Origin of the sequence: Geodermatophilus sp. CPCC 205506 (genome assembly GCF_051383635.1) — a bacterium.
Classification (GTDB): Bacteria; Actinomycetota; Actinomycetes; order Mycobacteriales; family Geodermatophilaceae; genus Geodermatophilus.
Genome location: NZ_JALPKP010000072.1, coordinates 1 through 23,675, shown reverse-complemented (window position 1 = coordinate 23,675; position 23,675 = coordinate 1). Strand labels below are relative to the sequence as shown.

Genomic DNA, 23,675 nt, shown 5'->3' with positions numbered 1-23,675 from the left:
GTCGCGGCGCCGGCACGGCCGCGGCCGTGGCGGCGGTCGGCCTGATCGCCCTCAGCGGCCCGGCCACCGAGGTGGCCGCGGACGTCGCCGCCGCCCGGACCACGGTGCGCACCGCCACCCCGGCACCGGCCGCGGTGGCCGCCGCCCCGACGGTGTCCACCCCGGTCGTGCCGGTGCCCGTGCCCCAGGACCCGGTGGCGACGGTGGACATCCCCCGCCCCGGCCCGATCGACCTCGAGGTGCGGCCCCCGTTCGTCCCGGTCGGGGTCGCGCCCGAGCTGGAGCCGCGACCGGAGACCTGCGGCGGCTACGGCAACCCGCGCCGGATCGTCCCCGGCGTGGTGCCGGGGCCGGGGTCGGCGACGGTGAGCTGGCAGGCCGACGCGCGCTCCGACGTCCTCGGCTACCGGGTGACGGCGGTCGTGCAGCGGCTGGTGACCGGCGCGCAGCCCGAGCCGCCGGTGCAGGTCGCCGCCCAGCCCGAGGGCTGCGTGCCGGTCGGTGTGACCTTCGCCGGCCTGACCCCGGGCGTGCCCTACGTCTTCTGGCTGGAGGAGGAGATCCAGGACTCCTGGTCGGTGCGCCGGGTGCACGTCGGCACCTCGTCCCCGGTGGCCATCGGCTGAGGAAGGCCGCTCCGCAGGGCCGCCCGCCTACTCCGCGTCGGCGGGGCGCAGCTCGGGCCTGGTGGCCCGCGCCTGGGCGGCGGCGAGCACGCCGATGACCGCCGAGGCGTTGCGGATGCCGCCGGTGAAGACCCGCGCGACGGCGTCGGCCAGCGGCACCCGCTCCACGGTCATGTCGAGCTCCTCGTGCTCCACGACGAAGCCCTCGGGCCGATCGGCGTCGGCCAGCCCCTCGGCGAGGTAGATCAGCACCTCCTCGTTGCAGAACCCGGGGGTGCTGAAGCTGGTGACCAGCAGCGACCACCGCTCCGCGGAGAGACCGGCCTCCTCGGCCAGCTCCCGCTGGGCGGTCGCCAGCGGCGCCTCGCCGTGGGAGTCGCGCAGGCCGGCGGGCAGCTCCCACAGGTAGCCGCCGACCGGGTGCCGGTACTGCCGGACCAGGACGACGCGGTCCTCGTCGTCGACCGCGGCGATGCACACGGCGCCGATGTGCCGCACGACCTCGCGGTCGCTCTTTCCCCCGCCGGGCATGGCGACGGTGTCCTTGACCAGGGTGATGATCCGGCCCTCGTGGATCGTCTCGGTCCCGAGGACCTCGTACTCCCCGGGCCGCGCCGGCTCCACCATCAGCTCCCCACCTCCTGGGACGAGGCGGCCCGCGAGATCATCAGATCCCCACCTTCTCGGCCTCGTCCACCGGCACCGGCAGCCGTGCGGACTCCGAGAAGTCGACGGCGGCCTGGACGAACGCGGCGAACAGCGGGTGCGGGCGGGTCGGCCGGCTCTTGAGCTCCGGGTGCGCCTGGGTGCCCACGAAGAACGGGTGGGTCTCCCGCGGCAGCTCGGCGAACTCGACCAGCAGCCCGTCCGGCGAGGTGCCGGAGAAGACCAGGCCGGCCTCGCTGAGCTGGTCGCGGTAGGCGTTGGCGACCTCGTAGCGGTGCCGGTGCCGCTCGGTGATCTCGGTGGAGCCGTAGGCCTGCGCGACGACCGAGCCCTTCTGCAGGCTGGCCGGGTAGCTGCCCAGCCGCATCGTGCCGCCCATGTCGCGCTGCCCGGCGACGACGTCGATCTGGCTGGCCATCGTGGCGATGACCGCGTCCGGGGTGTCCGGGTCGAACTCGGCGGAGTTGGCCTTCTCCAGGCCGGCCAGGTTCCGCGCGGCCTCGATCACCATGCACTGCAGCCCCAGGCACAGGCCCAGCAGCGGCACGCCGTTGACGCGGGCGTACCGGATCGCACCGAGCTTGCCCTCGATGCCGCGGACGCCGAACCCGCCGGGGATGCAGATGCCGTCCGAACCGGCCAGCGCGTGCGCCGCCCCCTCCGGTGTGTCGCAGTCGTCGGAGGGCACCCAGCGGATCTCCACCCGGCTGCGGTGGGCGAACCCGCCGGCCCGCAGTGCCTCGGTGACCGACAGGTAGGCGTCGGGCAGGTCGATGTACTTGCCGACCAGCGCGATCGTCACCGTCCGCTTGGGCGCGTGCACGCGGTCGAGCAGGTCGCCCCACACGGTCCAGTCGACGTCGCGGAAGGGCAGTCCGAGCCGGCGGACGACGTAGGCGTCCAGGCCCTCGCGGTGGAGCACCTTCGGGATGTCGTAGATCGACGGCGCGTCCGGGCAGGAGATGACGCCCTCGGCGTCGACGTCGCACATCAGGCTGATCTTGCGCTTGAGCCCGGTGCCGATCTCCCGGTCCGAACGGCAGACCAGCGCGTCGGGCTGGATGCCGATGCTCCGCAGCGCGGCGACCGAGTGCTGGGTCGGCTTGGTCTTCAGCTCGCCCGACGGCGCGATGTAGGGCACCAGCGAGATGTGCAGGAAGAAGCAGTTGTCCCGGCCGATCTCGTGCCGCACCTGGCGGGCGGCCTCGAGGAAGGGCAGCGACTCGATGTCGCCGACGGTGCCGCCGATCTCGGTGATGACGACGTCGACCCGCTCGCTCGAGTCGGCCCCCGCCATGATGCGGGCCTTGATCTCGTTGGTGATGTGCGGGATGACCTGCACGGTGTCGCCGAGGTACTCGCCGCGCCGCTCCTTGGCGATCACGTCGGAGTAGACCTGGCCGGTGGTGACGTTGGCCCGCCCGGTCAGGTCGGTGTCGAGGAACCGCTCGTAGTGCCCGATGTCCAGGTCGGTCTCGGCACCGTCCTCGGTGACGAAGACCTCGCCGTGCTGGAACGGGTTCATCGTCCCGGGGTCGACGTTGAGATAGGGGTCCAGCTTCTGCATGGTCACCCGCAGACCCCGGCTGGAGAGCAGTGCCCCGAGGGAGCTGGCCGTCAGGCCCTTGCCGAGAGAGGAGACAACCCCGCCGGTGACGAAGACGAACTTCGTGGGCTGCGAGTTGTGGAGGAGACCCCCCGGCCCGTAGTCATGGTTGCGCGTTCCAGGACGATCCACGGGAGACGACCGTAACACGGTCGGCCGCTCCGCCCGGCCCCGTGCCGGGCGTGCCGTCGGCCACGTCGAGCCCCTCGGCCGGGTCGCGGCGCGGCGCGGCGGCCAGCCACACCAGCAGCGGCACGAGCAGCGCCGCCGCGGTCGCCGGGAGGGCGACGCCGGAGTCGTTGGCCAGCGCGCCGACGGCCAGGCTCAGCGCGCCGGCCAGCAGGCCCGCGCGCAGGACGGCGCGGTCGCCGGGGGCCAGCAGGTCGCCCCGGCCGCGCAGCAGGCCGGGCCCGCGCAGCGGCCCGGGCAGCCGGCCCCCGGGCCGGACCAGCCAGACCGCGGCGACCAGCGCGACCGGCAGCAGCCAGGCCAGCGGGCTGCCGAGCAGGATGTCGACGTTGGCCGAGGCCTTGCGGCTGACCACGGTCCACGCCTCACCGGTGAGCACCTGGTCGACGAACCGGCCCAGGTGGCTGCGGTCGGCCGCCGGGCGCTGCCAGTCGAGGACGGCCAGCGTGCCGACGGCGACGACGGCCAGCGCCAGCACCGCGGCCATCCGGGTCACCGTCACCCGGGTACGGGTGAGCAGCATCGCCAGCAGCACGAACCCGGGGAGCGCGGCCAGCACGCCGCCGAAGTCGCGGCCCAGGGCCGGCGTGCCCACGACGAGGACGGTGAGGGCGCCGGCGACGAGCACGGTGGCGGCGGTGGCCGAGCGGGTGCGGGACGCCGGGGCGCGCCGCCCGGCCGCCGTCGCCGCCGCCGCGGTGAGCAGCAGGACGCTGACCGACAGCAGGCCGAAGGAGAGGTTGCCGTAGCCGGTGAACCGCCCGGCGACGATCGCGTCGTACCCGAGCAGGCCGTTGAGCTCCAGCTGCGAGCCGCTGAGCACGTCGCCGACGAGCGTCCCGAGGGTGATGACGAGGACGGCGGTGGGCGGGCCCAGCCGGTGCGTGCGCCAGGGGCCGAGCGCGGCCACGGCCGCCACCGCCCCCGCGGCGGCCAGCACCGCGCCGGCCAGGGCCAGCCGGGGCGCGCCGGCCCGCTCCCAGGGCAGCAGCCCGGCCAGGTAGGTGGCGACGGGCAGCGCCGCGGCCCCCAGGGCCACCGGCCGCAGCACGCCGCGCAGCCGCTCCCCGGCCGGCCGCGGGGCGCTGTCCCGGCGCCGTCCGCCGGCCACCATCAGCCCGACGCCGACGACCGCCGCCGCGACCAGCACCAGCCCCCAGAAGAACGTGCTGGTGCTCCGGTAGTGCACGCTCGCGCCGGTGTTGGCCCGGTCCAGGACCTCGACCGCCTCGGCCAGTGCCGGCCGGTCGCCGGCCACCCGCAGTGCCTGCCCGTTCATCGACGCCGGCCGCTCGAGGCCCAGGGCGGCCAGCGCCGTCGGGGCGACGTCGATGAGCTGGCTGTACGGAGCCCGGCCGGTGCTCGCCGACGTCAGCCAGCCGGCGTCGGCGAAGCCCGGCCCGGAGGCGATGCCGACGTGCAGCTGCGGGCGACCGTCGCCCACCTCGGAGACGCCCTGCAGGAGCAGCAGCGTCTCCCCCGGCGCAGCGTCGACCGCGGCGACCAGCCGGCCGACGGCGTCGTCGATGGCGGCCAGCGCGGTGGCCCGCGGCTGCGGCTCCGTGCCGGTCTCGCTGCCCTCCAGGGCCGGCTCGCCGGCGTCCAGCAGCGCGTCGAGGGACACCAGGGTCAGCGGGCAGCCGGCGAGCAGCTCCTCCACCAGGCCGGGGTCGGTGGGCAGCCGCTCGTGCGAGCCGAGCGCGACGCCGTCGGCCGCGACGGCCAGGGCCGGGGCGCGGCCCACGACCGTGGCGCAGCCGACCGCGCGGCCGAGCGCGGCGGGTTCGGCGCCGAAGCGGGCCGTGCCGGGGTCGGCCGCCACCGCCGCGACCGCCGACCGGGGATCGGCGAGCCCCGCGGTGGCCAGCCGCTCCTGCAGGCCGCAGTGCGACAGCGAGGGGGTGGCCGGCGGGACCGCCGGCGCCTGGTCCTCGGGGACCGCGTCGTCCGCGGGGGTGCCGTCGGTCCCGTCGTCCCCGGTGCCCGGCGCCTCCCCGGGCAGCGGCACGGTGGGCAGCGGCACGGGTGGGACCGACTCGTCCGGTGCCGGGAAGCGGGCCCGGTTGCCGGCGCCGAGCGTCGCCCAGCCGTCGAGCAGGCAGCTGGTGGACCGGGCGGCCCGCACCGACACCGCGCCGATCGGCGAGCGTTCGGCCAGCGCCCACAGGCTCGGCGTCGCCTCCGGGTCCAGGTCGCTCCACACCAGGCCGGGGACGCCGACGACGACGACCCGGTCGGCGGTCGAGTCCCCGGCCGGCGCGGCGCCCGCAGTCCCCCCGCCGACGACGAGCACGGCGAGGAGGGCGAGCAGCAGGGCCCCGGCCCGGGTCAGCGCGGTCACGGGACGCCGGCCCCCGGCGGTCCCAGCACTTCCCGGTAGACGGCGACGAGCTGGCGGGCCGTGGCGGCCTCGTCGGGCCACTCCGCCGCCCGGCGGGTCCCGGCCTCGGCCAGCCGGCGCGCCCGTCCTGGGTCGGCGAGCAGGGCGGTGACGGCCTCGGCCAGCGCCGCGGCGTCGCCCACGGGCACCAGCTCGGCGCCGTCCCCGAGCAGCTCGGGCAGGCCCCCGGTGCGGGTGGCGACCAGCGGCGTGCCCGAGCGCAGCGCCTCCTGGGCGGTCAGCGAGCGGGCCTCCCAGCGGGAGGGCAGCACGCACAGGTCGGCGGCGGCGAGCAGGTCGGCGACCTCGCTGCGCCGCCCGAGCAGGCGGACCGGGAGCTGCTCGTCGGCGATGCGGCGGGCGAGCTCGTCGTGCAGCGGTCCGTCCCCGGCGACGGCGACCAGCGGCGGCACGGGCAGCCGCGGGTCGCCGGTCCAGCGGCGGGCCGCGTCGAGCAGGACGTCGTAGCCCTTCTGCGGGTGCAGCCGGCCCACCGCGACCACCAGCGGCCGGCCCTCGGCCACGCCCAGCTCCGCGCGCACGTCGGCGGCGGTCCGACCGGGCGGCGGCAGCGGCGGGGCGGAGACCGGCGCGACCCGGACGTCGCGGGCGCCCTGCCGCCAGGCGTTCTCGGCGAGGTCGCCGGAGGCGGCGAGCACCACGTCGGCGCCGCGGATGGTGGCCCGCTCGGCCAGCCGGAGCACCCGGCGCAGCGCGCCGCCGCCCTCGGGCAGGGCGTTGTGCAGGGTGAGCACCAGGGGCCGGGACCGCGCCCGGCCGAGCCGCCGGGCGGCGGCGGCGACCAGCCCGGCGCGCAGCCCGTGCGCGTGCACCAGGTCGGACCCGGCGGTCGCGCGGCGCAGCGCGGCGACCGCTCGGGCGTCGGCGGCCGGCGCCATGCCGGCGGAGATCTCGACGGGGTCGAACGCCGCTCCGGTCGCGGTGAAGGTGAACAGGTCCTCGGTCGCCGCCGGCCCGGCGACGCGCGCGTCGGCGCCGGCGGCCAGCAGCGCCGGCAGGACCGAGCGCACGTGCGTGCCGACCCCACCGGTGCTGGTGGCCAGCACCTCGGTCACCCGGCGGCCCTGCAGCGGGAGCCGCTCAGCCACCGTGCACCTCCTGACGGTCGCCCGATCGCAGTCCGCGCGCGGCCGCCTCCAGAGCGCCGCGTGCAGTTCCCATCATGACCGCCGCGACGACGGCCAGTGCGGTCGCCGCGGCGAGCACGCCGGCCCCGACGACGGACAGCAGCGCGCCATGGGGTACCGGGTCGGCACCGAGCGCGCCGGCGACCAGCAGCCCCGCCCCCGCGGCGAGCACCGCGGCGACCAGGGCCGGCAACCCGGCCCGCGCGACGCCGGCCAGCCCGGCCGGGCCCACGACCCGCGCCACGACCGCCAGCAGGCCGAGACCGGCCACGGTCACCCCGAGGCTGTGCCCGGCGGCCAGGGCCGCGCCGCGGTCGGCGGCCGGTAGCACGCCGGCGAGGACGAGGTCGGCCGCGACGGCGAGCAGCCAGCCGCCCAGTACGCACACCGTCGGGGCCTTCCACAGCCCGCGGGCGTAGAGCGCCCGGGTCAGCAGGGCGACCAGGCCGTAGCCGGCCAGGCCGGGGGCGAAGGCGATGATCGTGTCCCGCAGCGCCGCCACCGTGGCCGGCGGCGCCCCGGCCAGGAACACCCGCGCCATGGGCCCGGCCACCGCTACCAGCACCGCCGCCGCGGTGAGCGAACCGACCACCACGAGGACCGCGGCCGGGGCCAGGGCGCGGCGGAAGCCCGGCTCGTCGCCGGTCTCGGCCCGCTCGGCCAGCCCCGGGTAGGCCGACGTCGCCAGCGGGACGGCCAGCGCCGCCCACGGCACCAGGAAGAGCGTCAGCCCGGCGATGTAGACGACCTGCGTGCCGTCGGGAGCGCCGGCGTTGGCCAGCCGGATGGCCACCACGGCGACCAGCTGCTGCCCCGCGAGGGTCAGGACGCCGGCGACCGCCAGGCGCCGCACCCGCGGGGCCGCGCCCACCGGGAAGCGCAGCGCCGGCCGCAGCCCCAGCCCGAGGCGCCGGACGGGCAGGAGCAGGCTCAGCGTCAGGGCGGCCACGCCGAGCGTCGTCCCCACGGAGAGGACCAGCTCGGCGGGGGTCGAGAGGTCCTCCACAGTGCGTCCGCCGCCCAGCCCGGCGAAGAGCAGGTAGGCGCCGGCCACCACGACGCTGGACAGCAGCGGCGCCAGGGCCGGGGCGGCGAAGCGGCGGTGCGCCTGCAGGACGCCGGCCAACACGATGCCCAGGCCGTACAGCAGCACCTGCGGCGCGAACACCAGCAGGAAGCGGGCGGCCAGGTCGACCTGCGCGGCGTCGTCGGTGCCCAGCAGCAGCCCGGCGATCGGCTCGGCGAGGACGGCGAGCAGCAGCGCCAGCGGGGTCAGGACGAGCAGGGCCCAGCCCAGGAGGGCCGACGCGGTCCGCCGGACCTGGTCGCTGTCGCCGACGGCGATGCCGCCGGCGAGCATGGGCACGACCAGGCCGGCCAGCGCCCCGCCGGCGACGACCTCGAAGACGATGTTGGGGACGTTGTTGGCCGCCAGGTAGGTGTCCCCGGTGCTCTCGGCGCCGACGGCGTTGGTGAACACCAGCGTGCGACCGAACCCGGCCAGCCGGGCCAGCACGGTGAGGACGGCGATCAGCGCTGCGGCGCCGGCGACCCCGGAGACGACCTGCCGCCGGGTCATGCCGGGAGGCGGCCGAGCCGGTCCAGTTCGCGCAGCCCCGGCGTCGCCTCGATGACCTTCGTGAAGCTCACCTTCTCGCTGGCCAGGGTGAGCGCGACGACCGCCGCCAGCAGCCCGGTACGGATCGGGCGGCCGGTGAGCTGCGCCAGCCGGAGACCGAGCAGCGCGCCGACCGCGTTCGCCCCGGCGTCGCCGAGCATGACCCGCTCGCCGAGGTCCGCGGGCAGGACGGCGAGGGTGGCGCCCAGCGGGCCGGCCACGAGGGTCCCGGCCGGGCCGCCCAGGGTGCTGCCCGCGAGCAGCGCGGTGGCCTTGGCCGCGCGTCCGGGCCGCAGGTCCAGCAGGTTGACCAGGTTGGCGGTGCCGGCGACGAGGCCGGCGGTCAGGACGCCGTCCACGAGCGCGCCCGCGCCGCGGGTGTCTCGTGCACCGCGCCCACCCGCCGAGAGCAGCGCCGTGCCGGCCGCCGCCGCACCGATGCCGGCGACCTTGACCGCGCCCGCGGAGACCCGCCCGGCGCGCAGCGCGCGCAGGTGGCCCGCCAGGCCCTTGTCCCGGGCCTGCTCCGGCCGCGCACCGGCGAGGTCGTCGTAGCCGCCGACCAGCCCGGAGACGCCGCCGGCCAGCGCGGCGGCCAGCCGGCTGCCGGCCGGTGCCCCGGCGGCCGCGGTGGCCGTCGCGGCGACGGCCAGCGCCGGGCCGCCGAGGAGGGTGACCGGGCGGCCGGCGTAGTTGGTCCGCCGCCATGGCGCGCCGGCCGGCCGGGCAGAGAGCTCTGCCGCCGCGGCCAGGCCCAGCCGTGCCGCGGCCGCGCCGCCGAGCGCCAGCAGCGCCCGGCGTCGGGCGCCGGCGTCCGCCGGCCGGGTCACGGGGTGGCGGCCGGCACCGGCGGCACCGGCTGGGTGTCCTCGCCGGTGCCGTACTTGCCCGACGTGCCCTCGCTCTCCCGGCCGAGGGCCAGGACGGTGCTGATCCGGCCGGACGACGAGCCGACGTTGTCGACGGTCGAGACCGCGGCGGAGGTCTCGGGGTCGGCGCGGATGACGCCGATGAGACCGGCCTCGGCGGCCGCGGCGTCGTCGCCGGCGACCACGGCACCGGAGCCGGCGGCGTCCAGCGCCACGGTCAGGTCGACCAGGGTGTCGGTGCGCTCCTCGGCCTCGTCGGTGAACGCGCCCGCGGTCAGCAGCACCGCGTAGTCGGCCGGGGTGACCGACGCCGACTCGACGGTGAGCACCTCGAGCGCGGACAGACCGGCCAGCACCGAGGACAGCCCGGCGGTGTCCGGGGCGGGGACGCTGATGCCGGTCGGGCGCATGAGCACCTGGGCCAGCAGGGCGCCGACCAGCTGCCCCGTGTCGTCGGTCTCCGGCAGGGTGAGCCCCGGCGGCAGGCCCGACCCGGTGACGTAGCTCTGCAGGCTGGCGGCGGTGGCCGGGTCGCTGTACTCCGGCTGCAACGCGACCGTGCCGGTCACGGTGCCGCCGGCCGCGCCGACGAGCGTGCTGATCTCCTCGACGGTATCGGTCGCCACGTCGTCGCCCGCGACGATGATGACGACGCTGCGCTGGGTCAGGCTGCCGGCGACGAGGGTGGGCGCGACGGCCTCCTCGAAGGCGTCGCTGGTGTTCAGCCGGGCCTGCAGGGTCTGGGTCTGGTCCTCCAGCGACCGCTTGTCCTGCTCCAGGTCGGTGACCTGGTTCTCCAGGTCGGCCAGGATCGGCCCGTTGAGCTGGGTGGTGCCGATGACGATGCCGAGCGCCACGGCCAGGAACACCGCGATCAGCGAGACCAGGTGGTAGCGGAAGTCGATCACGTGAAGAGGTTCTCCAGCCAGAACACGAAGCTGTTCCATTGGTCGAGCAGCAGGTCGAGGTAGACCCGGCCGGCCGTCGACACCGCGAGGGTCGAGCCGATGGCGATGAAGGCGGCGAGGACGAGGACGACGAGGGTCGTGGTCGAGATGCGGCTGCGGTAGAGCCGGCTGACGCCCTTGGCGTCGACGAGCTTGCCGCCCAGGCGCAGCCGGGTGAGGAAGGTCGAGGCCATCCCGCCGCGTCCCTTGTCGAGGAACTCGACGAGCGTGGCGTGGGTGCCGACGGCGACGATGAGCGTGGCGCCCTTCTCGTCGGCCAGCAGCATCGCGATGTCCTCGCTGGTGGCCGCGGCCGGGAAGGTGATGGCGTCGACGCCGAGGTCCTGGACGCGGGCCAGGCCGGGCGCGCGACCGTCGGCGTAGGCGTGCACGACGACCTCGGCGCCACAGCGCAGGACGTCGTCGCTCACCGAGTCCATGTCGCCGATGATCATGTCGGGCTGGTAGCCGGCCTCCTTGAGCGCGTCGGCGCCGCCGTCGACACCGATGAGCACCGGCCGGTAGTCCCGGATGTAGGACCGCAGCGCCTGCAGGTCCTCCTTGTAGTCGTAGCCGCGGACGACGACCAGCACGTGCCGGCCCTCGATCGCGGTGGCGACGTCCGGCACGCCCACGCCGTCGAGCAGCAGCGCGCGCTCGCGCTTCATGTACTCCATGGTGTTGGTGGCGAACGCCTCCAACTGGACCGAGAGCCCGGCCTTGGCCTCGGCCATCGCCTCGGCGATCACCTCCGGCGTCTGCTCGGTGCCCTTGGCGAGGACGGTGCCGTCCTCCAGGTACAACGTGTCGCCGTCGAGGCGCACCCAGGCCCCCTCCTTGACCGCGGAGAGCACCTCCTTGCCGACGTTGTCGACGAGCGGGATGCCGGCGTTGGTGAGGATCTCCGGGCCGAGGTTGGGATAGCGGCCGGAGATGCTGGCGGAGGCGTTCACGACGCCGGCGACCCGGCAGGCCACCAGCGAGTCGGCGCTGACCCGGTCGATGTCGACGTGGTCGATGACGGCGATGTCGCCGGGGCGCAGGCGCTTGGTGAGGTTCTTCGTGCGGCGGTCGAGGCGCACGGTGCCGGTCACGCCGGGTGCCGTCTCCGGGGCCCGGCCGCGGCGGAGGGAGCCGATGCGCATGGCCTACACCCTCCCACGACCGCTCCGACGCGCCGCCGTCCGACGCGCACGCGCGACGCCCCGCTCACGGACCGTGTTCGACACGACGGGCAAGCCGACACGCCGGGCGTGACGTGCACCAGGACCCCGCCAGGTGCCGCCGACGTGCTGTCTAGCGTTGCGCGGGTGACACGAGGGGCGCATGTGGTCGGTGGTACGGACCGAGACGAGATCCTCCAGGTGGGCGCGCCCGATGTGCCGCACCCGGCGGAGGCTCCGGACGACGAGGTGGTTTCCGTCACTGATGAGGACGTCGTGCCCCTCGAGACACCTCCGCCACCTCCGCTGCCGGGCGCCGCACCCGCCGCCGGCACCCCAGCGGCGGCGGCCGCACCCGACGGATCGGCCGAGGCCGCCGGCCGGGGGCGCAGGAGCCGGCGGGGGCTGCGCGGTCCGGGTCTGCGGGAACGCCGCCGGCAGCAGACCCGCGCGACCATCGTCGACGCCGCCGCCGAGCTGTTCGCCGAGCGCGGCTTCGACGCGGTGAGCGTGGTGGAGATCGCCCAGCGCGCGGGCGTCGTCGAGAAGACGGTGTTCAACCACTTCCCGGTCAAGGAGGGGCTGGTCTTCGAGGCCGATCCGCCGATGCGGGCGGCGCTGCTGGGCGCGGTCCGCTCGCGGCCGGCCGGGGAGTCGGTGACCGCGGCGGCCGGCACCTTCGTCGTCCGGGCCATGAGCGGGCTGGGCGCCCCCGAGGCGGCCGCCGGTGTGGCCGAGATGGCCCAGGTGATCCGCGGCAGCCGCACGCTGCAGGTCCGCGAGCGGGAGATCATCGGCGAGCTGACCGTGGCTCTCGCCGAGCTGATCGCGGAGGAGACCCGGCCGCAGCCCGGTGAGCTGGCGCCGTGGCTGGCCGCCCACTCGGTGCTCGGGCTCTACGCGGCGCTGCTCGAGCTGGCCCGCGACCGGGTGCTGGCCGGGGTCACCGGTCCGGAGCTGTCGGCCGAGCTCCGGGCCCAGGGCGAGCGCGGCCTGGCCCTGCTGCAGTTCGGGCTGGCCGGGTACGCCAAGCGGCGGTGACGGCGCGTCAGCACTCCAGCTGCAGCGCGCGGAGCAGCTGGCCGGAGCGGTCGCCGGGGATGTCCGGGTCCTGTGTGAACAGGGCGACGGCGACCATGTACTCGGCGTCGCCGGACCAGCCGCGGCCCTCGGCGCACATCCGCCGGATGTGCTCGCGCACCTTGGGTTCGGAGCTGTACGGGCCGTAGTCCAGGCCCATGGCGAGGAAGTTGGCGACCCGGTAGCCCAGGTCGGTGGCCACCCGGACGGTGCTGACCGGGTCGGAGTAGCTGGGCACCGCGCAGACGACGTTGCCGTACCCGGCCTTGAGCAGCTGCAGGACCAGGTCGTTGCCGTGGACGCCGCCCCACAGCTCGGGCATGAGGATGTCGCGGTCCGGCGCCGGGATGTAGGGCGGGTTGGCGATCACCGTCGACACCGGCGGCCCGCCGGCGGAGTCCGCGCTGTCGAAGAAGTCGCCGAGCTCCACGGTGTAGCGGTCGGCGACGCCGCGGGCGGCGATGTTGCGGCGGGCCTGCGCGACCGACGAGGCACTGATGTCGAAGCTGCGCACCCGCAGCTCCGGCAGGCCGGCGACGACGTCGGCGATCGCCGTGGCGTCACCGGTGCCCAGCTCGACGACCCCCTCCTCGGCCCAGCGCAGCTGGTCGCGGTACTGCTGCAGCAGCATGCAGACGGAGAACCCGTAGTGCGCCGACTCGTCGGCGGAGGAGAAGCAGCTCACCGGGCAGAGCCGGGGGCCGGGACAGCGGTGGGCAGGCGGTCGACGGTGACCGGATTTGGATTGCGCACGACCGATACCTACCCCCGTCGTCGCGCCGTCACTCCTGGGGTCACCCGGTCGGGCGTCCTCGCGTGCCCCGCACGGGCCGGGCGGCGTGCTCAGGCGGCCGCACGGGCGGTGGCCGCCACGGCCAACAGCTCGCGGGCGTGTGCCTGGCCGGTGTCGCTGTCGGCCAGCCCGGAGAGCATCCGCGCCAGCTCGCGCACCCGGTCCTCACCGTCGACGGCGCGGATGTCGGTGGCGGTGACGCCGGCGCCGGTGTCCGGCGACTTGTCGACGACCAGGTGGGTGTCGGCGAACGCCGCGACCTGCGCCAGGTGGGTGACCACGACGACCTGGTGGTCGCGGGCCAGGCGGGCGAGCCGGCGGCCGATCTCGCCGGCGGCCTGGCCGCCCACGCCGGCGTCCACCTCGTCGAACACCATGACCGGCACCGGGTCGGCGCCGGCGAAGACGACCTCGATGGCCAGCATCACGCGGGAGAGCTCACCGCCGGAGGCGCCCTTGTGCACCGGCCGGGTCGGGGCGCCGGGATGTGCGGCCAGGAGCAGCGCCACCTCGTCGACGCCCTCGGGCCCCGGGGAGCCGGGATCGCTGTCGACCGCGAAGGAGACGCGGGCGCTCTTCATCGCCAGTCCGGCCAGTTCGCGGCCGACCTCGGCGGCGAAGCCGTCGGCGGCCGCCCGCCGCCCGGCCGAGACCTGGGCGCCGAGGTCGTCGACCTCGGCACGGGCGGTGTCCCGGGCGGCCTCGAGCTCCGCCAGCGCCTCGTCGGAGACGTCGAGCTCCGCCAGCCGGCTGCCGGCGTCCTCCGCCCACGCCAGCACCCCGTTCGCCCCCTCCCCCGGGTCGGCGTACTTGCGTACCAGTGCCGTGATCGCCGCCCGCCGGTCCAGCACCTCGGCGAGGCGGGCCGGGTCGGCGTCCAGGTCGGCCACGTAGCCGGCGAGTTGGCCGGCGACGTCGGACACCACGGCCACGGCGTCGGCGAGGTCCTGGGCCAGGAGGACCAGCGTCGGGTCGTCGGAGGCCGCCAGCGCGCGCTCGGCGATGGCCAGGGCCGCGCCGGCGTCCTGCGGGAGGTCGTCGCCGCCGAGGTCGCCGGTGACGTCGCCGACGAGCGCCACGCGCGCCTCGTCGGCGGCCGCCCGGAGCGCGTCGGCGTCGCTGAGCCGCCGGGCCTGCGCGTCGAGCTCGGCGTCCTCCCCCGGCTGCGGGGCCACGGCCTCGATCTCCTCCAGCCCGTGGCGCAGCACGTCGGCGGCCTGGGCCAGCTCGCGGGCCTGCCCGCGGCGCCGCTCGAGGTCGGCGGCGAGCTCGCGCCAGCGGGCGTACGCCTCGCGGTACCGGTCGAGCAGCTCCAGGTGGGCCGGGCCCGCGTAGCGGTCCAGCGCACGGCGCTGCTCGGCCGGGCGGGACAGCCGCAGCTGGTCGCTCTGACCGTGCACCGCCAGCAGCCCCTCGGCGAGCTCGGCCACCACGCCGACGGGCACGCTGCGCCCACCGAGGTGCGCCCGCGACCGCCCCTCGGCACTCACCGTGCGGGCCAGGATCAGCGACCCGTCGTCGTCCGGGTCGGCGCCGGCATCGGCGGCCCGCTCCCACACCGGGGAGTCCGCCGGGAGGGCCAGCCGCCCCTCGACGCCGGCCCGGCCGCCGGCCCGCACCCGGCCGGGGTCGGCGCGGCCACCGAAGAGCAGCGTCAGGCCGGTGACGACCATCGTCTTGCCGGCGCCGGTCTCGCCGGTGACCACGGTGAGGCCGTTGCCGAGCTCCAGGGTGACGTCGTCGATCGCTCCGAGCCCGCGGATGCGCAGCTCGGTCAGCCGGCCCAGCCGGCCGGCCTCCGGCGGGCGGGCGGCCGCGGCCGGCTCGACCGGAGGTGCGGGCGGCGCGGGCCGCCGCGGCTCACGCGTCGTCGTCCGTGCCGCCACCGCGGCTCTCCTTCCCGATGTCGCCCACGACGATGCCGCGGGTCAGCACGTTGCGCGTGGGGATCAGCTCGTGGCCGGGGTCGTGCGTGCGGGCGTCCCGGAAGCCGCGCACGGGCAGCCCGAACTTGGCCACCAGCCGGTCGCCGAACGTGGCCTTGTGCACCCGCGCGATGCGCACCGGCCGGGCGGCCCGGCGCACGTCGACGCGGCCGCCGGCGGGGACCTCCAGCGCGCGCCGCCCGTCGGCGGAGACCCGCGCCTGGTTGCCGTCGGCCGGGATGGCCACGGTGAGCACCGAGTCGGGCGAGGTCACCAGCGGCCGGGAGAACAGGGCGTGCGCGTTCGACGGGACGACGAGCATCGCCTCGACGTCGGGCCAGACGACCGGACCGCCGGCGGAGAACGCGTAGGCAGTGGACCCGGTCGGCGTGGAGAACAGGATGCCGTCACAGCCGAAGCTGGTCAGCGGGCGCCCGTCGATGGCGAGGACGACGTCGAGCACTCGCGAGCGCTCCATCTTCTCCACCGAGGCCTCGTTCAGGGCCCACGTGCCCCCGACGACCGCACCGGTGGCGTCGAGGACGTCGACCTCGATCGCCAGCCGCTTCTCCACCGAGTACTCGCACTGCTCGATCGCGGTGAGCGTCTCCTCGACCGCCTCCGGCTCGGTCTCGGCGAGGAACCCGACCCGGCCGAGATTGACCCCCATGAGCGCGGCGTTGCTGTACCGGGCCAGCTCCGCGGCCCGCAGGAACGTCCCGTCGCCGCCGAACACCATGACGATCTCGGCTCCGCGGGCGGCCTCGGCGTCGGCGGGGACGACCTGCGCGCCTTCGATGCCGAGGTCGGGTGCCTCCTCCTCGAGCAGCCGGACGGTGATGCCGGCCTTCGCCAGCCGCGCGGCGGAGCTGCGGGCCAGCTCGACGACGTCCTCCCGGCCGGTGTGCACGGTGAGAAGCACGTGCCGGCTGCCGCTCGGTGCCCACAGCGCGGGGCTGACCTCTGTCACGCTTCCTCCTCGCCGGCACCGGTCGGCCGCCGGCCGGGCAGTGACGTGTCCCTGCACGACCTCGCGAGCTCGGTCACTGCTCCTCCTCGGTCCCGGTCTGGTTCACGATGGTCCTTCCTCGACGGCGCGGCGCACGTCCTCCTCGCGCGGCGGTCCGGCGTCCCGGCGCAACCACAGGAAGAACTCCACGTTGCCCGCCGGGCCGGGCAGCGGGCTGGCGACCACGCCGGCGGTCCCCCAGCCGAGGTCGGCGGCCGCGCGGGCGACGTCGAGGACCGCGTCCTGCCGGTGCGCGGGGTCGCGCACCACTCCCCCGGCCCCCAGGCGGTCGCGGCCGACCTCGAACTGCGGCTTGACCATGGGCAGCAGGTCGGCGGAGTCGGTCGCGCACCCGGTGAGCGCCGGGAGCACCAGCCGCAGCGAGATGAAAGACAGGTCGGCCACGACCAGGTCGACCGGGCCGCCGATCTGCTCCGGCGTGAGAGTCCGCACGTTGGTGCGCTCCCACACGGTCACCCGCTCGTCGGTCCGCAGCGACCAGGCCAGCTCGCCGTACCCCACGTCGACGGCGACGACCTCCCGGGCCCCGCGCGACAGCAGCACCTCGGTGAACCCCCCGGTGGAGGCCCCGGCGTCCAGCGCGCGCCGGCCGTCCACCGGCACCGGGAAGGCATCGAGCGCGCCGATCAGCTTGTGCGCACCACGGGAGACCCAGCTGGGCTCGTCGGGGTCGGTGCGGACGACGACCGGGGTGTTGGGGTCGACACCGGTCGCGGGCTTGGTCGCGGCCCGGCCGGACACCGCGACCCGCCCCTCGTTGATCAGGGCGACGGCGTGCTCGCGGGAGCGGGCCAGTCCCCGCCGCACGAGCTCAGCGTCGAGCCGACTGCGGCGGACCATCAGAGCCGGTCGATCGTGCCGAGCTCGCGCTGCAGCCGGGCGTACTCGTCCTCGTAGACGGCGACGTGCTCGGACACGGGTCGGTGCGCCAGGTCCGCCAACAAGGCCGGGGCGTCCGTCCCGTCGTCCGCCGCCGACACCGCGGGCTCGCCCGCCGGCAGCGGAGCAGGGCCGTGGGCCGCAGCCGGGCCGGGAACCGGAGCCGAACCCGGAAGCGGACCGGGAACCGGAGCCGGATCGCCGGTCGGACGCGGGCCGGGGCGGGGTGGGCCCGGGACCGGTCGCGGTCGGCTCGGCTCGGTCATGGCGCGCCTCTCGGGAGTCGTGGCCGCGGCGTGCTGCCGCGCCGGCGGGGTGGCCGGCGTCGCGGGACGGCGCGCCGGCCGGGGAGGGGTCCCGGCTGGCGAGGCTACCGGCCGGGGACGACGAGCACGGGTCCCCGACCGGGGATAGCGTTCGCCCGCCAGATCCCAACTCTCCGTGGAGGCGTGCTCGCGTGGCGACGATGGAGCAGTGCATGACCGCCCTCAAGGGCATCCTCGGCGACCTCGCGGCCAACCCGGCGGCGCAGGGGCTGGACCGGAGCCTCTCGTGCCACATCCCCGACCAGAAGCAGACCGTCCGGGGACGGCTGGCCCGCGGGTCGGTGCACGAGCTCCGGGCCGAGCCCGCGGACCAGTCGCTGGAGAAGGCCGACATCCGGCTGACGATGAACAGCGACGACCTCGTCGCGCTGACCGAGGGACGGCTGTCCTTCGGCCCGGCGTGGGCGTCGGGGCGGGTGAAGCTCGAGGCCGGCCTGCGCGACCTCCTGCGGCTGCGCAAGATGCTCTGACCGCCCGGACCGCCACTCATCCGGTCAGCCGCCCGCCGGGACCGGCGCCCGCCAGGACCGACGCCGGGGGCCACGGTCACCCCGTGGTCCCCAGGGACCAGCGCTCCAGCGCGGCCGCGGAGGCGTCGTCAGCAGCCTGGACGCGGGCCGGCACCGCGGCGTCCGGGTGGGCGCTCCAGTGGGCGACGCAGAGGGCACGGAGACCGTCGAGTCCGTCGCCGCCGTCCCCCGGCTCGCACGGGACGCAGGACAGCTGCAGGTGCCCGTCCTCGCCGAGCGGGCGGGCGTCCCAGACGCCGCAGTGCCAGCCGCCGTCGACGGCGACGACCTCGGGGTGGACGTCCAGCAGGCCGGAGGCGTCGGGTGAGAGCAGGTCGGGGCGCTGGTGCGGGCCGGCGGCCAGGAGGGCGCCGGGGTCGGTGACGCCGGTGAACACGAGCAGGCTGTCGGCCCCGGCCCGCCGGCCGCCCTCGACGTCGGTGTCGAGCCGGTCGCCCACCACCAGCGGACGCCGGGCACCGGTCCGGCGGACGCACTCGGCGTGCATCGCGGGATCGGGCTTCCCGGTCACCAGCGGCCGGACGCCCGTCACCGTGCTGACCACGCCCACCATCGCGCCGTTGCCCGGCAGCGGGCCGCGCGGCGAGGGGATCGTGGCATCGGTGTTCGTGGCGACGTGCTCGGCGCCGTTGCGCACGGCCACCACGGCCTCGGCCAGCTGGGCCCAGCCCACGTCCCGGCCGTAGCCCTGCACCACGGCCGCCGGGTCGTCCTCGGCCCGCCGCACCACGGTGAGCCCGGCGGCCTCGAGTGCCGCGGCGACGCCGGGCCCACCGACCGGCAGCACGCGCGCGCCAGGACCGACCCGCTCGGCGACGACCGTGGCGGCCGCCTGCGAGCTGGTGATCACGTCGTCCGCGGCGGCCGCGATCCCGAGGGCGACGAGGTGCTGCGCGACGTCCTCGGGCGTCCGGGCGGCGTTGTTCGTGACGAAGCCCAGCCGCATCCCGGCCGCGCGCGCCGCGGCCAGGGCGTCCGGCACGCCGGGCACCGCGTCAGCGCCGACGTAGACGACGCCGTCGAGGTCGAGCAGGGCGACGTCGTAGATCCCGGTCGGTGGCTGCGCGCAGCCGGAGGCGAGGGTGGGCACCGGTGCGGTCACGCGGTCTCTCCTGTCCGGCGGGCCCGCACGCCGCGCAGCGCCCGCGAGTAGTGACCCAGGTCGGGGCGCATCGCCACCGCGAGGGCGAGGTGCTCGGCGGCGAGCTCCAGCTCACCGGCCCGGCTGGCGGCCAGCCCGAGACCGAACTGGGCGTAGTCGTCGGTGGGGTTGCGGCTGGCCAGCTCGCCGAAGGTGCCGATGGCCTCGCGGTAGCGGCCGGCGTCGTACTGGGCGCGCGCCAGTGCCTCGAGCAGGCTGCGCGAGCCTGGTTCGGCCTCCGCCGCCCGGGCCAGGAGGGTGGCTGCCGCCGCGGGATCACGATTGGCCAGCAACTGCAGCCCGCGCTGGTACCACTCGTAGACGTCCCCTTCGGGAGCCCCCGTGTCCGACACCGCCGCCCCCTCCGTCCGCCGCCCGCCGGTCCGTGGACACGTCACCGGCTGCGCGCCCGGACCGGCCGCGAGGGCGGACCGGAGCGGGACGCTCCTACGATTCCCGTCGTGCCCTCGTCGTCGGACTCCCCGGACCCTGCAGCGACCGGGCTCGAGGTCCGGCCCTTCCGCGCCCTGACCTACCGGCAACGAGATCCCGAGCACCTGGCCCGGGTCAGCTCGCCAGCCTACGACCTGGTGACCCCGGAGGGCCGGGACCGCTTGGCCGCAGCCGACCCGTACAACATCGTCCGCCTCATCCTGCCCCGCGTCGTGCTGCCGCCCGGCGCCCCCGGGGACGAGACGCTGCAGTACTCCGTCGAACAGGCCGCCCGGACCCTCCGCGAGTGGGAGGTCGCCGGCGTGCTGGAGCGGGATCCCGAGCCGGCCCTGTGGGTCTACGAGATGGCCCCGCCCGACGGGGACCCGGCCACGGTGGGCTGGCTGGCCGCCGTCTCCCTGCCGGCGGCGGGCTCCCGCGCCGTGCTGCCCCACGAGGACACCTATCCGGTCGCCGTGGAGGGCCGGCGCGCCCTGCTCGCCGCGACCGACACCGACCTCGAACCCATCCTGCTCGCCCACGACCCCGACACCGAGGTGCCGGAACTCACGGCCGCCGGCCGAGAGGGCGAGCCGACCCTGGTGGTCAGCGATGCCGACGGCGTGCGGCACAGCCTGTGGCGGGTGACCGAGCCGGGGCTGGTCGGCCGGGTCACTGCCGCGCTGGCACGCACCGGCTCGGTCATCGCCGACGGCCACCACCGCTTCGCCGCGGCGCGCGCTCACGCCGCCGCCCGTCCCGGCGAGCACGCGATCCTGGCCCTGGTCACCCCGATGGGCCTGGGCGGGCTGCACGTCCAGCCGATCCACCGGGTGGTCCCCGACCTGCTCTTCGACGAGGCCCTGGCGGCGGCCGCCCCAGGCTTCGCGGTCACCGAGCTGGGCGGCCTCGGCAGCGGCGAGGCGGGCCTGACGGCGGCGGCCCACCGCTGGCTCACCGATCCCGAGGAGTCCGGCTTCCTCGTCAGCGACGGACGGCGGCTGGCCGTGCTTCGGCACCCCTCGGCGGACGTGGTCGCGGCCGTGCCGGCGGAGGCGCCCGCGGCGTGGCGCCGGCTCGACGTGGTGCTCGCCCACCACGGCCTGTTCCAGCGGCTGTGGGGCCGCAGCGACGACCCGGAGTCGGTCGTCGTCGCGCACTCCGTCGAGCAGGCTCTCGCGGGCGCCACCGCTCGGCGCGGTGTCGCCGTCCTGCTGCGCGCTCCGTCCCCGGTGGACGTCGCAGCCGTCGCCCGGGACGGGGCCCGCATGCCCCGCAAGTCGACGCTGTTCGTCCCGAAGCCCCGCACCGGCCTGGTGCTGCGGCCCCACGCGAACTGACCGGCCGGTCACGCCGACGCGACCGCCGTCCCGCCCGACGAGCGGGGCACCTTGCGGCCGCGGCGGCAGTTCACCTCGCACACCGAGGCCGTGCCGGTCGGCGTCCGCCAGAACCTGCGCTGCAGGGCGCCCTCCACCTCCACGACGTCGCCGGCCTCCCAAGCAGCGATCCGCCGCTGCAGTGCGCGGTCGTAGCTGATGCACGTGAGCACGTCGACCGACTGTCCCCGCACCCGTGGTTCGGGCCGGCGCACCACCAGACGGAAGGTGACGAGGGTGTCGCCACTCGGGAGGGTGCGCAGCTCCGCGGGAGCGGACATCCGCCCGCGGAGCACCACGTCGTTCCGGTCGATGACTGCCACGCTCATGACGGCAGCCTCGCCGCCGGTCCGGGGCACAACCAGGCCCGGCCGCGGTCTGTGGACCGCGGCCGGGCGTGTGGATGGCACACCGGGAAGTGCCGCCGGTCAGTGCTTGCGGTCGTCCTCGGGCGGGTCGATCTCACCGAGCAACTCGGCGACCTCGGCCTCGATGTCGTCGTCGAGGTCGAGCTCCTCGTCGGTGTCCTCCCCGAGCTCGCCGGTGGGCGGGACCGCCGCCGGGGTCGACACGTCCTCGGCCGGGACATCCCCCTCGGCCGGGAGGCCGTCCTCGGCCAGCACCTCGTCCTCGGCCAGCACCTCGTCCTCGATCGGGACCTCCTCCTCGGAGAACTCGACGTCGGCCTCCTCCGGGGCGTGAGCCGTCACCGCGGCGAGCCACTCCTCTGCCAGCGCCTGGTCGTCGTCCGCCGCCAGCAGGTCGGCGTAGGCCCCGGCCAGACGCAGCACGCCGGGGTCGGTCAGGTCGACGGAGTCCGGCGTCGGCCGCCCGCCGAGCGCCGCCTCGAGCACGAGCCGGGCAGCCGGGACCTCACCGAGGTCCTGACGCGCGCCGGCTTCGACCAGGCGCAGCTCCACCAGTTCCGCCGAGTCCGGCTGTTCGTCGAGCGCCTCCCGGACCAGCCGCAGGGCCACCTCCGGACGGCCGACGGCGCGCTCGCAGTCGGCCAGGACGGCCCGGTAACCGTGGTCGCCGCTCATCCGCCGGTAGGCGCGCAGCTCGCGCGCCGCCTCGGCGTAGTCACCTGCGTGGTACGCCGTGACGCCGACGGCCTCACGGACCAATGCGATCCGAGACGCGCGGTCGCGGGCGGCGCGGGCGTGCGCGAGCGCCTCCTCCGGGTGCTCGTCGACCAGCGTGCCGGCGGCGACGAGGTGGCGGGCGACGCGTTCGGCGTTGCGGGACTCCAGCCCGCGCAGAGCCTGCCGCACCGTCGTGTCGAGGTCCCCGGCGTCGGCCCACTCCGGGATCTCGGGGCCCGGCGGAGCCGGCGGCGTGCGGTCGGCGCGCGGCCCGCCCCGACTGACGTCGGACGGGCGCCGGTCCCGCCAGTCCCGGCCACCGGCCGTGCCGGACGCCCGCTGGGGACGGCGGTCCTGCCACTCCCCGCGGGCACCGGCCGGACGCTGCGGGCGGTCACCCTGCGGCCTACGGTCCTGCCACTCCCCGCGCGCACCGGCCGGACGCTGCGGACGGTCCTGCCAGTCCCTCCGGGCACCGGCCGGGCGCTGCGGCCGGTCACCCTGCGGGCGACGGTCCTGCCAGTCGCCGCGCGCAGCGGCCGGGCGCTGCGGCCGGTCGCCCTGGGGACGGCGGTCCTGCCACTCCTCGCGCGCAGCGGCCGGGCGCTGCGGGCGGTCGCCCTGCGGACGGCGGTCCTGCCACTCCCCCCGCGCAGCGGCCGGACGCTGCGGACGCTCCTGCCAGTCCCTCCGGGCACCGGCCGGGCGCTGCGGCCGGTCGCCCTGGGGACGGCGGTCCTGCCAGTCGCCGCGCGCAGCGGCCGGGCGCTGCGGCCGGTCACCCTGCGGCCTACGGTCCTGCCACTCCCCGCGCGCAGCGGCCGGGCGCTGCGGCCGGTCACCCTGCGGCCTACGGTCCTGCCACTCCCCGCGCGCAGCGGCCGGGCGCTGCGGCCGGTCACCCTGCGGCCTACGGTCCTGCCACTCCCCGCGCGCACCGGCCGGACGCTGCGGGCGGTCGCCCTGGGGACGGCGGTCCTGCCAGTCGCCGCGCGCAGCAGCGGGGCGCTGCGGGCGGTCGCCCTGGTGGCGACGGTCCTGCCAGTCGCCGCGCGCAGCAGCGGGGCGCTGCGGGCGGTCGCCCTGGGGACGGCGGTCCTGCCAGTCGCCGCGGGCACCGGCGGGCCGCTGCGGGCGGTCACCCTGGTGGCGACGGTCCTGCCAGTCGCCGCGGGCACCGGCGGGCCGCTGCGGGCGGTCACCCTGGTGGCGACGGTCCTGCCAGTCGCTACGGGCACCGGCGGGCCGCTGCGGGCGGTCACCCTGCGGACGGCGGTCCTGCCAGTCGCTACGGGCACCGGCCGGACGTTGCGGGCGGTCGCCCTGCGGACGGCGGTCCTGCCACTCCCCGCGGGCACCGGCCGGACGCTGCGGACGGTCACCCGGGGGACGGCGGTCCTGCCAGCTGCTCCGTCCGCCGCCACCGGACTGCTCACCCGACGAGCGACGTCCCTGCCAGGACCCCTGCGACCCCTGACCGCCGGGTCCGCCACGGAAACCGCCGGAGCCGTGAGGCCGCCCCTGTCCGGAGCCCTGCCGGCCACCGCGGGGGCCCTGTCCACCGGCGCCGCCGGCGCCTCGTCGGGGAGAAGTCATGGTCCTGTGCGTACCTCGATGCCTGGTGCAGCACTCACTGTGCTGAAAGTATGCGGAAACCACGAGAACGGGGGCCAGAGCACAAGGCTCTGACCCCCGTTCCGTGAATGGTTGTCCGGCGGCGTCCTACTCTCCCACCCCGTCTCCGGGGCAGTACCATCGGCGCTGAGAGGCTTAGCTTCCGGGTTCGGAATGAGACCGGGCGTTTCCCTCTCGCCATGGCCGCCGTAACGCTGTGAACTTGTTCGCTCCGGGCCCCATCCGCAC

General features: G+C 76.6%; 21 protein-coding genes and 1 rRNA gene. 4 read left to right on the top strand and 18 right to left on the bottom strand.

Annotated elements, in window-relative coordinates; translation table 11 throughout:
• A partial coding sequence (locus MY520_RS25890; RefSeq protein WP_436695573.1) for a hypothetical protein occupies positions 1-626 on the top strand: 626 nt, incomplete at its 5' end.
• A gap of 27 nt (positions 627-653) precedes the next feature.
• Here the strand turns inward: MY520_RS25890 and MY520_RS25885 are convergent.
• From MY520_RS25885 to steA, 8 genes are read right to left on the bottom strand one after another with little or no spacing between them, the layout of a single operon-like run.
• On the bottom strand, positions 654-1,253 hold the full coding sequence (locus tag MY520_RS25885) for an NUDIX domain-containing protein (protein WP_436695572.1): 600 nt from the start codon (positions 1,251-1,253) through the stop codon (positions 654-656).
• Between the two features lie 40 nt (positions 1,254-1,293).
• A complete protein-coding gene (locus MY520_RS25880; protein ID WP_436695571.1) occupies positions 1,294-3,030 on the bottom strand; it encodes a CTP synthase in 1,737 nt (578 codons plus the stop codon).
• Positions 3,002-5,428, bottom strand: a complete 2,427-nt coding sequence (locus MY520_RS25875; protein ID WP_436695570.1) for a hypothetical protein — start codon at positions 5,426-5,428, stop codon at positions 3,002-3,004. The genes MY520_RS25880 and MY520_RS25875 overlap by 29 nt, the downstream gene beginning before the upstream one ends.
• Positions 5,425-6,576 (bottom strand): glycosyltransferase family 4 protein, encoded by a 1,152-nt coding sequence (locus tag MY520_RS25870; RefSeq protein ID WP_436695569.1) that lies wholly within the window; start codon positions 6,574-6,576, stop codon positions 5,425-5,427. Before MY520_RS25870 ends, MY520_RS25875 begins: the two co-directional genes overlap by 4 nt.
• Complete coding sequence (murJ, locus tag MY520_RS25865; protein ID WP_436695568.1) at positions 6,569-8,194, bottom strand: murein biosynthesis integral membrane protein MurJ; 1,626 nt, start codon at positions 8,192-8,194, stop codon at positions 6,569-6,571. The genes MY520_RS25870 and murJ overlap by 8 nt, the downstream gene beginning before the upstream one ends.
• Positions 8,191-9,063 (bottom strand): hypothetical protein, encoded by an 873-nt coding sequence (locus MY520_RS25860; protein ID WP_436695567.1) that lies wholly within the window; start codon positions 9,061-9,063, stop codon positions 8,191-8,193. The genes murJ and MY520_RS25860 overlap by 4 nt, the downstream gene beginning before the upstream one ends.
• On the bottom strand, positions 9,060-10,010 hold the full coding sequence (locus MY520_RS25855) for a copper transporter (RefSeq protein WP_436695566.1): 951 nt from the start codon (positions 10,008-10,010) through the stop codon (positions 9,060-9,062). The genes MY520_RS25860 and MY520_RS25855 overlap by 4 nt, the downstream gene beginning before the upstream one ends.
• Positions 10,007-11,194 (bottom strand): putative cytokinetic ring protein SteA, encoded by a 1,188-nt coding sequence (gene steA / locus MY520_RS25850; protein ID WP_436695565.1) that lies wholly within the window; start codon positions 11,192-11,194, stop codon positions 10,007-10,009. Before steA ends, MY520_RS25855 begins: the two co-directional genes overlap by 4 nt.
• A gap of 294 nt (positions 11,195-11,488) precedes the next feature.
• Here steA and MY520_RS25845 point away from each other — a divergent pair, with 294 nt between their 5' ends.
• On the top strand, positions 11,489-12,253 hold the full coding sequence (locus tag MY520_RS25845; RefSeq protein ID WP_436695564.1) for a TetR/AcrR family transcriptional regulator: 765 nt from the start codon (positions 11,489-11,491) through the stop codon (positions 12,251-12,253).
• A 7-nt stretch (positions 12,254-12,260) separates the two neighbouring features.
• Here MY520_RS25845 and MY520_RS25840 read toward each other — a convergent pair whose 3' ends face one another.
• The 5 genes from MY520_RS25840 to MY520_RS25820 form a co-directional block, all read right to left on the bottom strand.
• The gene (locus MY520_RS25840) at positions 12,261-12,977 is read right to left on the bottom strand and encodes a methylase (protein ID WP_436695563.1); all 717 of its coding nucleotides are present in this window, start codon (positions 12,975-12,977) and stop codon (positions 12,261-12,263) included.
• Positions 12,978-13,135: 158 nt separating this feature from the next.
• Positions 13,136-14,971, bottom strand: coding sequence for a DNA repair protein RecN (recN, locus tag MY520_RS25835; protein WP_436695562.1), 1,836 nt, complete (start codon positions 14,969-14,971; stop codon positions 13,136-13,138).
• Positions 14,946-15,980: an NAD kinase gene (locus tag MY520_RS25830; RefSeq protein WP_436695561.1), complete on the bottom strand. Its 1,035-nt coding sequence runs from the start codon at positions 15,978-15,980 to the stop codon at positions 14,946-14,948. The genes recN and MY520_RS25830 overlap by 26 nt, the downstream gene beginning before the upstream one ends.
• Positions 15,981-16,082: 102 nt before the next feature.
• Positions 16,083-16,880, bottom strand: coding sequence for a TlyA family RNA methyltransferase (locus tag MY520_RS25825; protein ID WP_436695560.1), 798 nt, complete (start codon positions 16,878-16,880; stop codon positions 16,083-16,085).
• Positions 16,880-17,020 carry a hypothetical protein gene (locus MY520_RS25820; RefSeq protein WP_436695559.1) on the bottom strand — a complete coding sequence of 47 codons (141 nt, stop codon included), beginning with the start codon at positions 17,018-17,020 and terminating at the stop codon, positions 16,880-16,882. Before MY520_RS25820 ends, MY520_RS25825 begins: the two co-directional genes overlap by 1 nt.
• 377 nt (positions 17,021-17,397) lie before the next feature.
• Between MY520_RS25820 and MY520_RS25815 the strand changes: the two genes are divergently transcribed.
• Positions 17,398-17,715 (top strand): alkyl sulfatase C-terminal domain-containing protein, encoded by a 318-nt coding sequence (locus tag MY520_RS25815; protein WP_436695558.1) that lies wholly within the window; start codon positions 17,398-17,400, stop codon positions 17,713-17,715.
• 76 nt (positions 17,716-17,791) lie between these two features.
• Here MY520_RS25815 and MY520_RS25810 read toward each other — a convergent pair whose 3' ends face one another.
• A complete protein-coding gene (locus MY520_RS25810) occupies positions 17,792-18,877 on the bottom strand; it encodes an HAD-IIA family hydrolase (RefSeq protein WP_436695557.1) in 1,086 nt (361 codons plus the stop codon).
• Positions 18,874-19,269: a tetratricopeptide repeat protein gene (locus MY520_RS25805; RefSeq protein WP_436695556.1), complete on the bottom strand. Its 396-nt coding sequence runs from the start codon at positions 19,267-19,269 to the stop codon at positions 18,874-18,876. The genes MY520_RS25810 and MY520_RS25805 overlap by 4 nt, the downstream gene beginning before the upstream one ends.
• A gap of 108 nt (positions 19,270-19,377) precedes the next feature.
• Between MY520_RS25805 and MY520_RS25800 the strand changes: the two genes are divergently transcribed.
• Positions 19,378-20,688, top strand: coding sequence for a DUF1015 family protein (locus MY520_RS25800; RefSeq protein ID WP_436695555.1), 1,311 nt, complete (start codon positions 19,378-19,380; stop codon positions 20,686-20,688).
• An 8-nt stretch (positions 20,689-20,696) separates the two neighbouring features.
• Here MY520_RS25800 and MY520_RS25795 read toward each other — a convergent pair whose 3' ends face one another.
• The 3 genes from MY520_RS25795 to rrf form a co-directional block, all read right to left on the bottom strand.
• Entirely contained in the window at positions 20,697-21,056 is a 360-nt protein-coding gene (locus tag MY520_RS25795; RefSeq protein ID WP_436695554.1) for a single-stranded DNA-binding protein, read from the bottom strand.
• A 99-nt stretch (positions 21,057-21,155) separates the two neighbouring features.
• Positions 21,156-22,001, bottom strand: coding sequence for a tetratricopeptide repeat protein (locus MY520_RS25790; RefSeq protein ID WP_436695553.1), 846 nt, complete (start codon positions 21,999-22,001; stop codon positions 21,156-21,158).
• 1,520 nt (positions 22,002-23,521) lie between these two features.
• Positions 23,522-23,638: ribosomal RNA gene (rrf, locus tag MY520_RS25785) — 5S ribosomal RNA — on the bottom strand.
• Positions 23,639-23,675 lie beyond the last annotated feature (37 nt).

Coding starts and splice junctions, on each gene's coding strand:
- MY520_RS25885 (WP_436695572.1), bottom strand. CDS start 1,253: ATGGTGGAGCCGGCGCGGCCCGGGGAGTACGAGGTCCTCGGGACCGAG.
- murJ (WP_436695568.1), bottom strand. CDS start 8,194: ATGACCCGGCGGCAGGTCGTCTCCGGGGTCGCCGGCGCCGCAGCGCTG.
- steA (WP_436695565.1), bottom strand. CDS start 11,194: ATGCGCATCGGCTCCCTCCGCCGCGGCCGGGCCCCGGAGACGGCACCC.
- MY520_RS25825 (WP_436695560.1), bottom strand. CDS start 16,880: ATGGTCCGCCGCAGTCGGCTCGACGCTGAGCTCGTGCGGCGGGGACTG.
- MY520_RS25815 (WP_436695558.1), top strand. CDS start 17,398: ATGACCGCCCTCAAGGGCATCCTCGGCGACCTCGCGGCCAACCCGGCG.
- MY520_RS25795 (WP_436695554.1), bottom strand. CDS start 21,056: ATGAGCGTGGCAGTCATCGACCGGAACGACGTGGTGCTCCGCGGGCGG.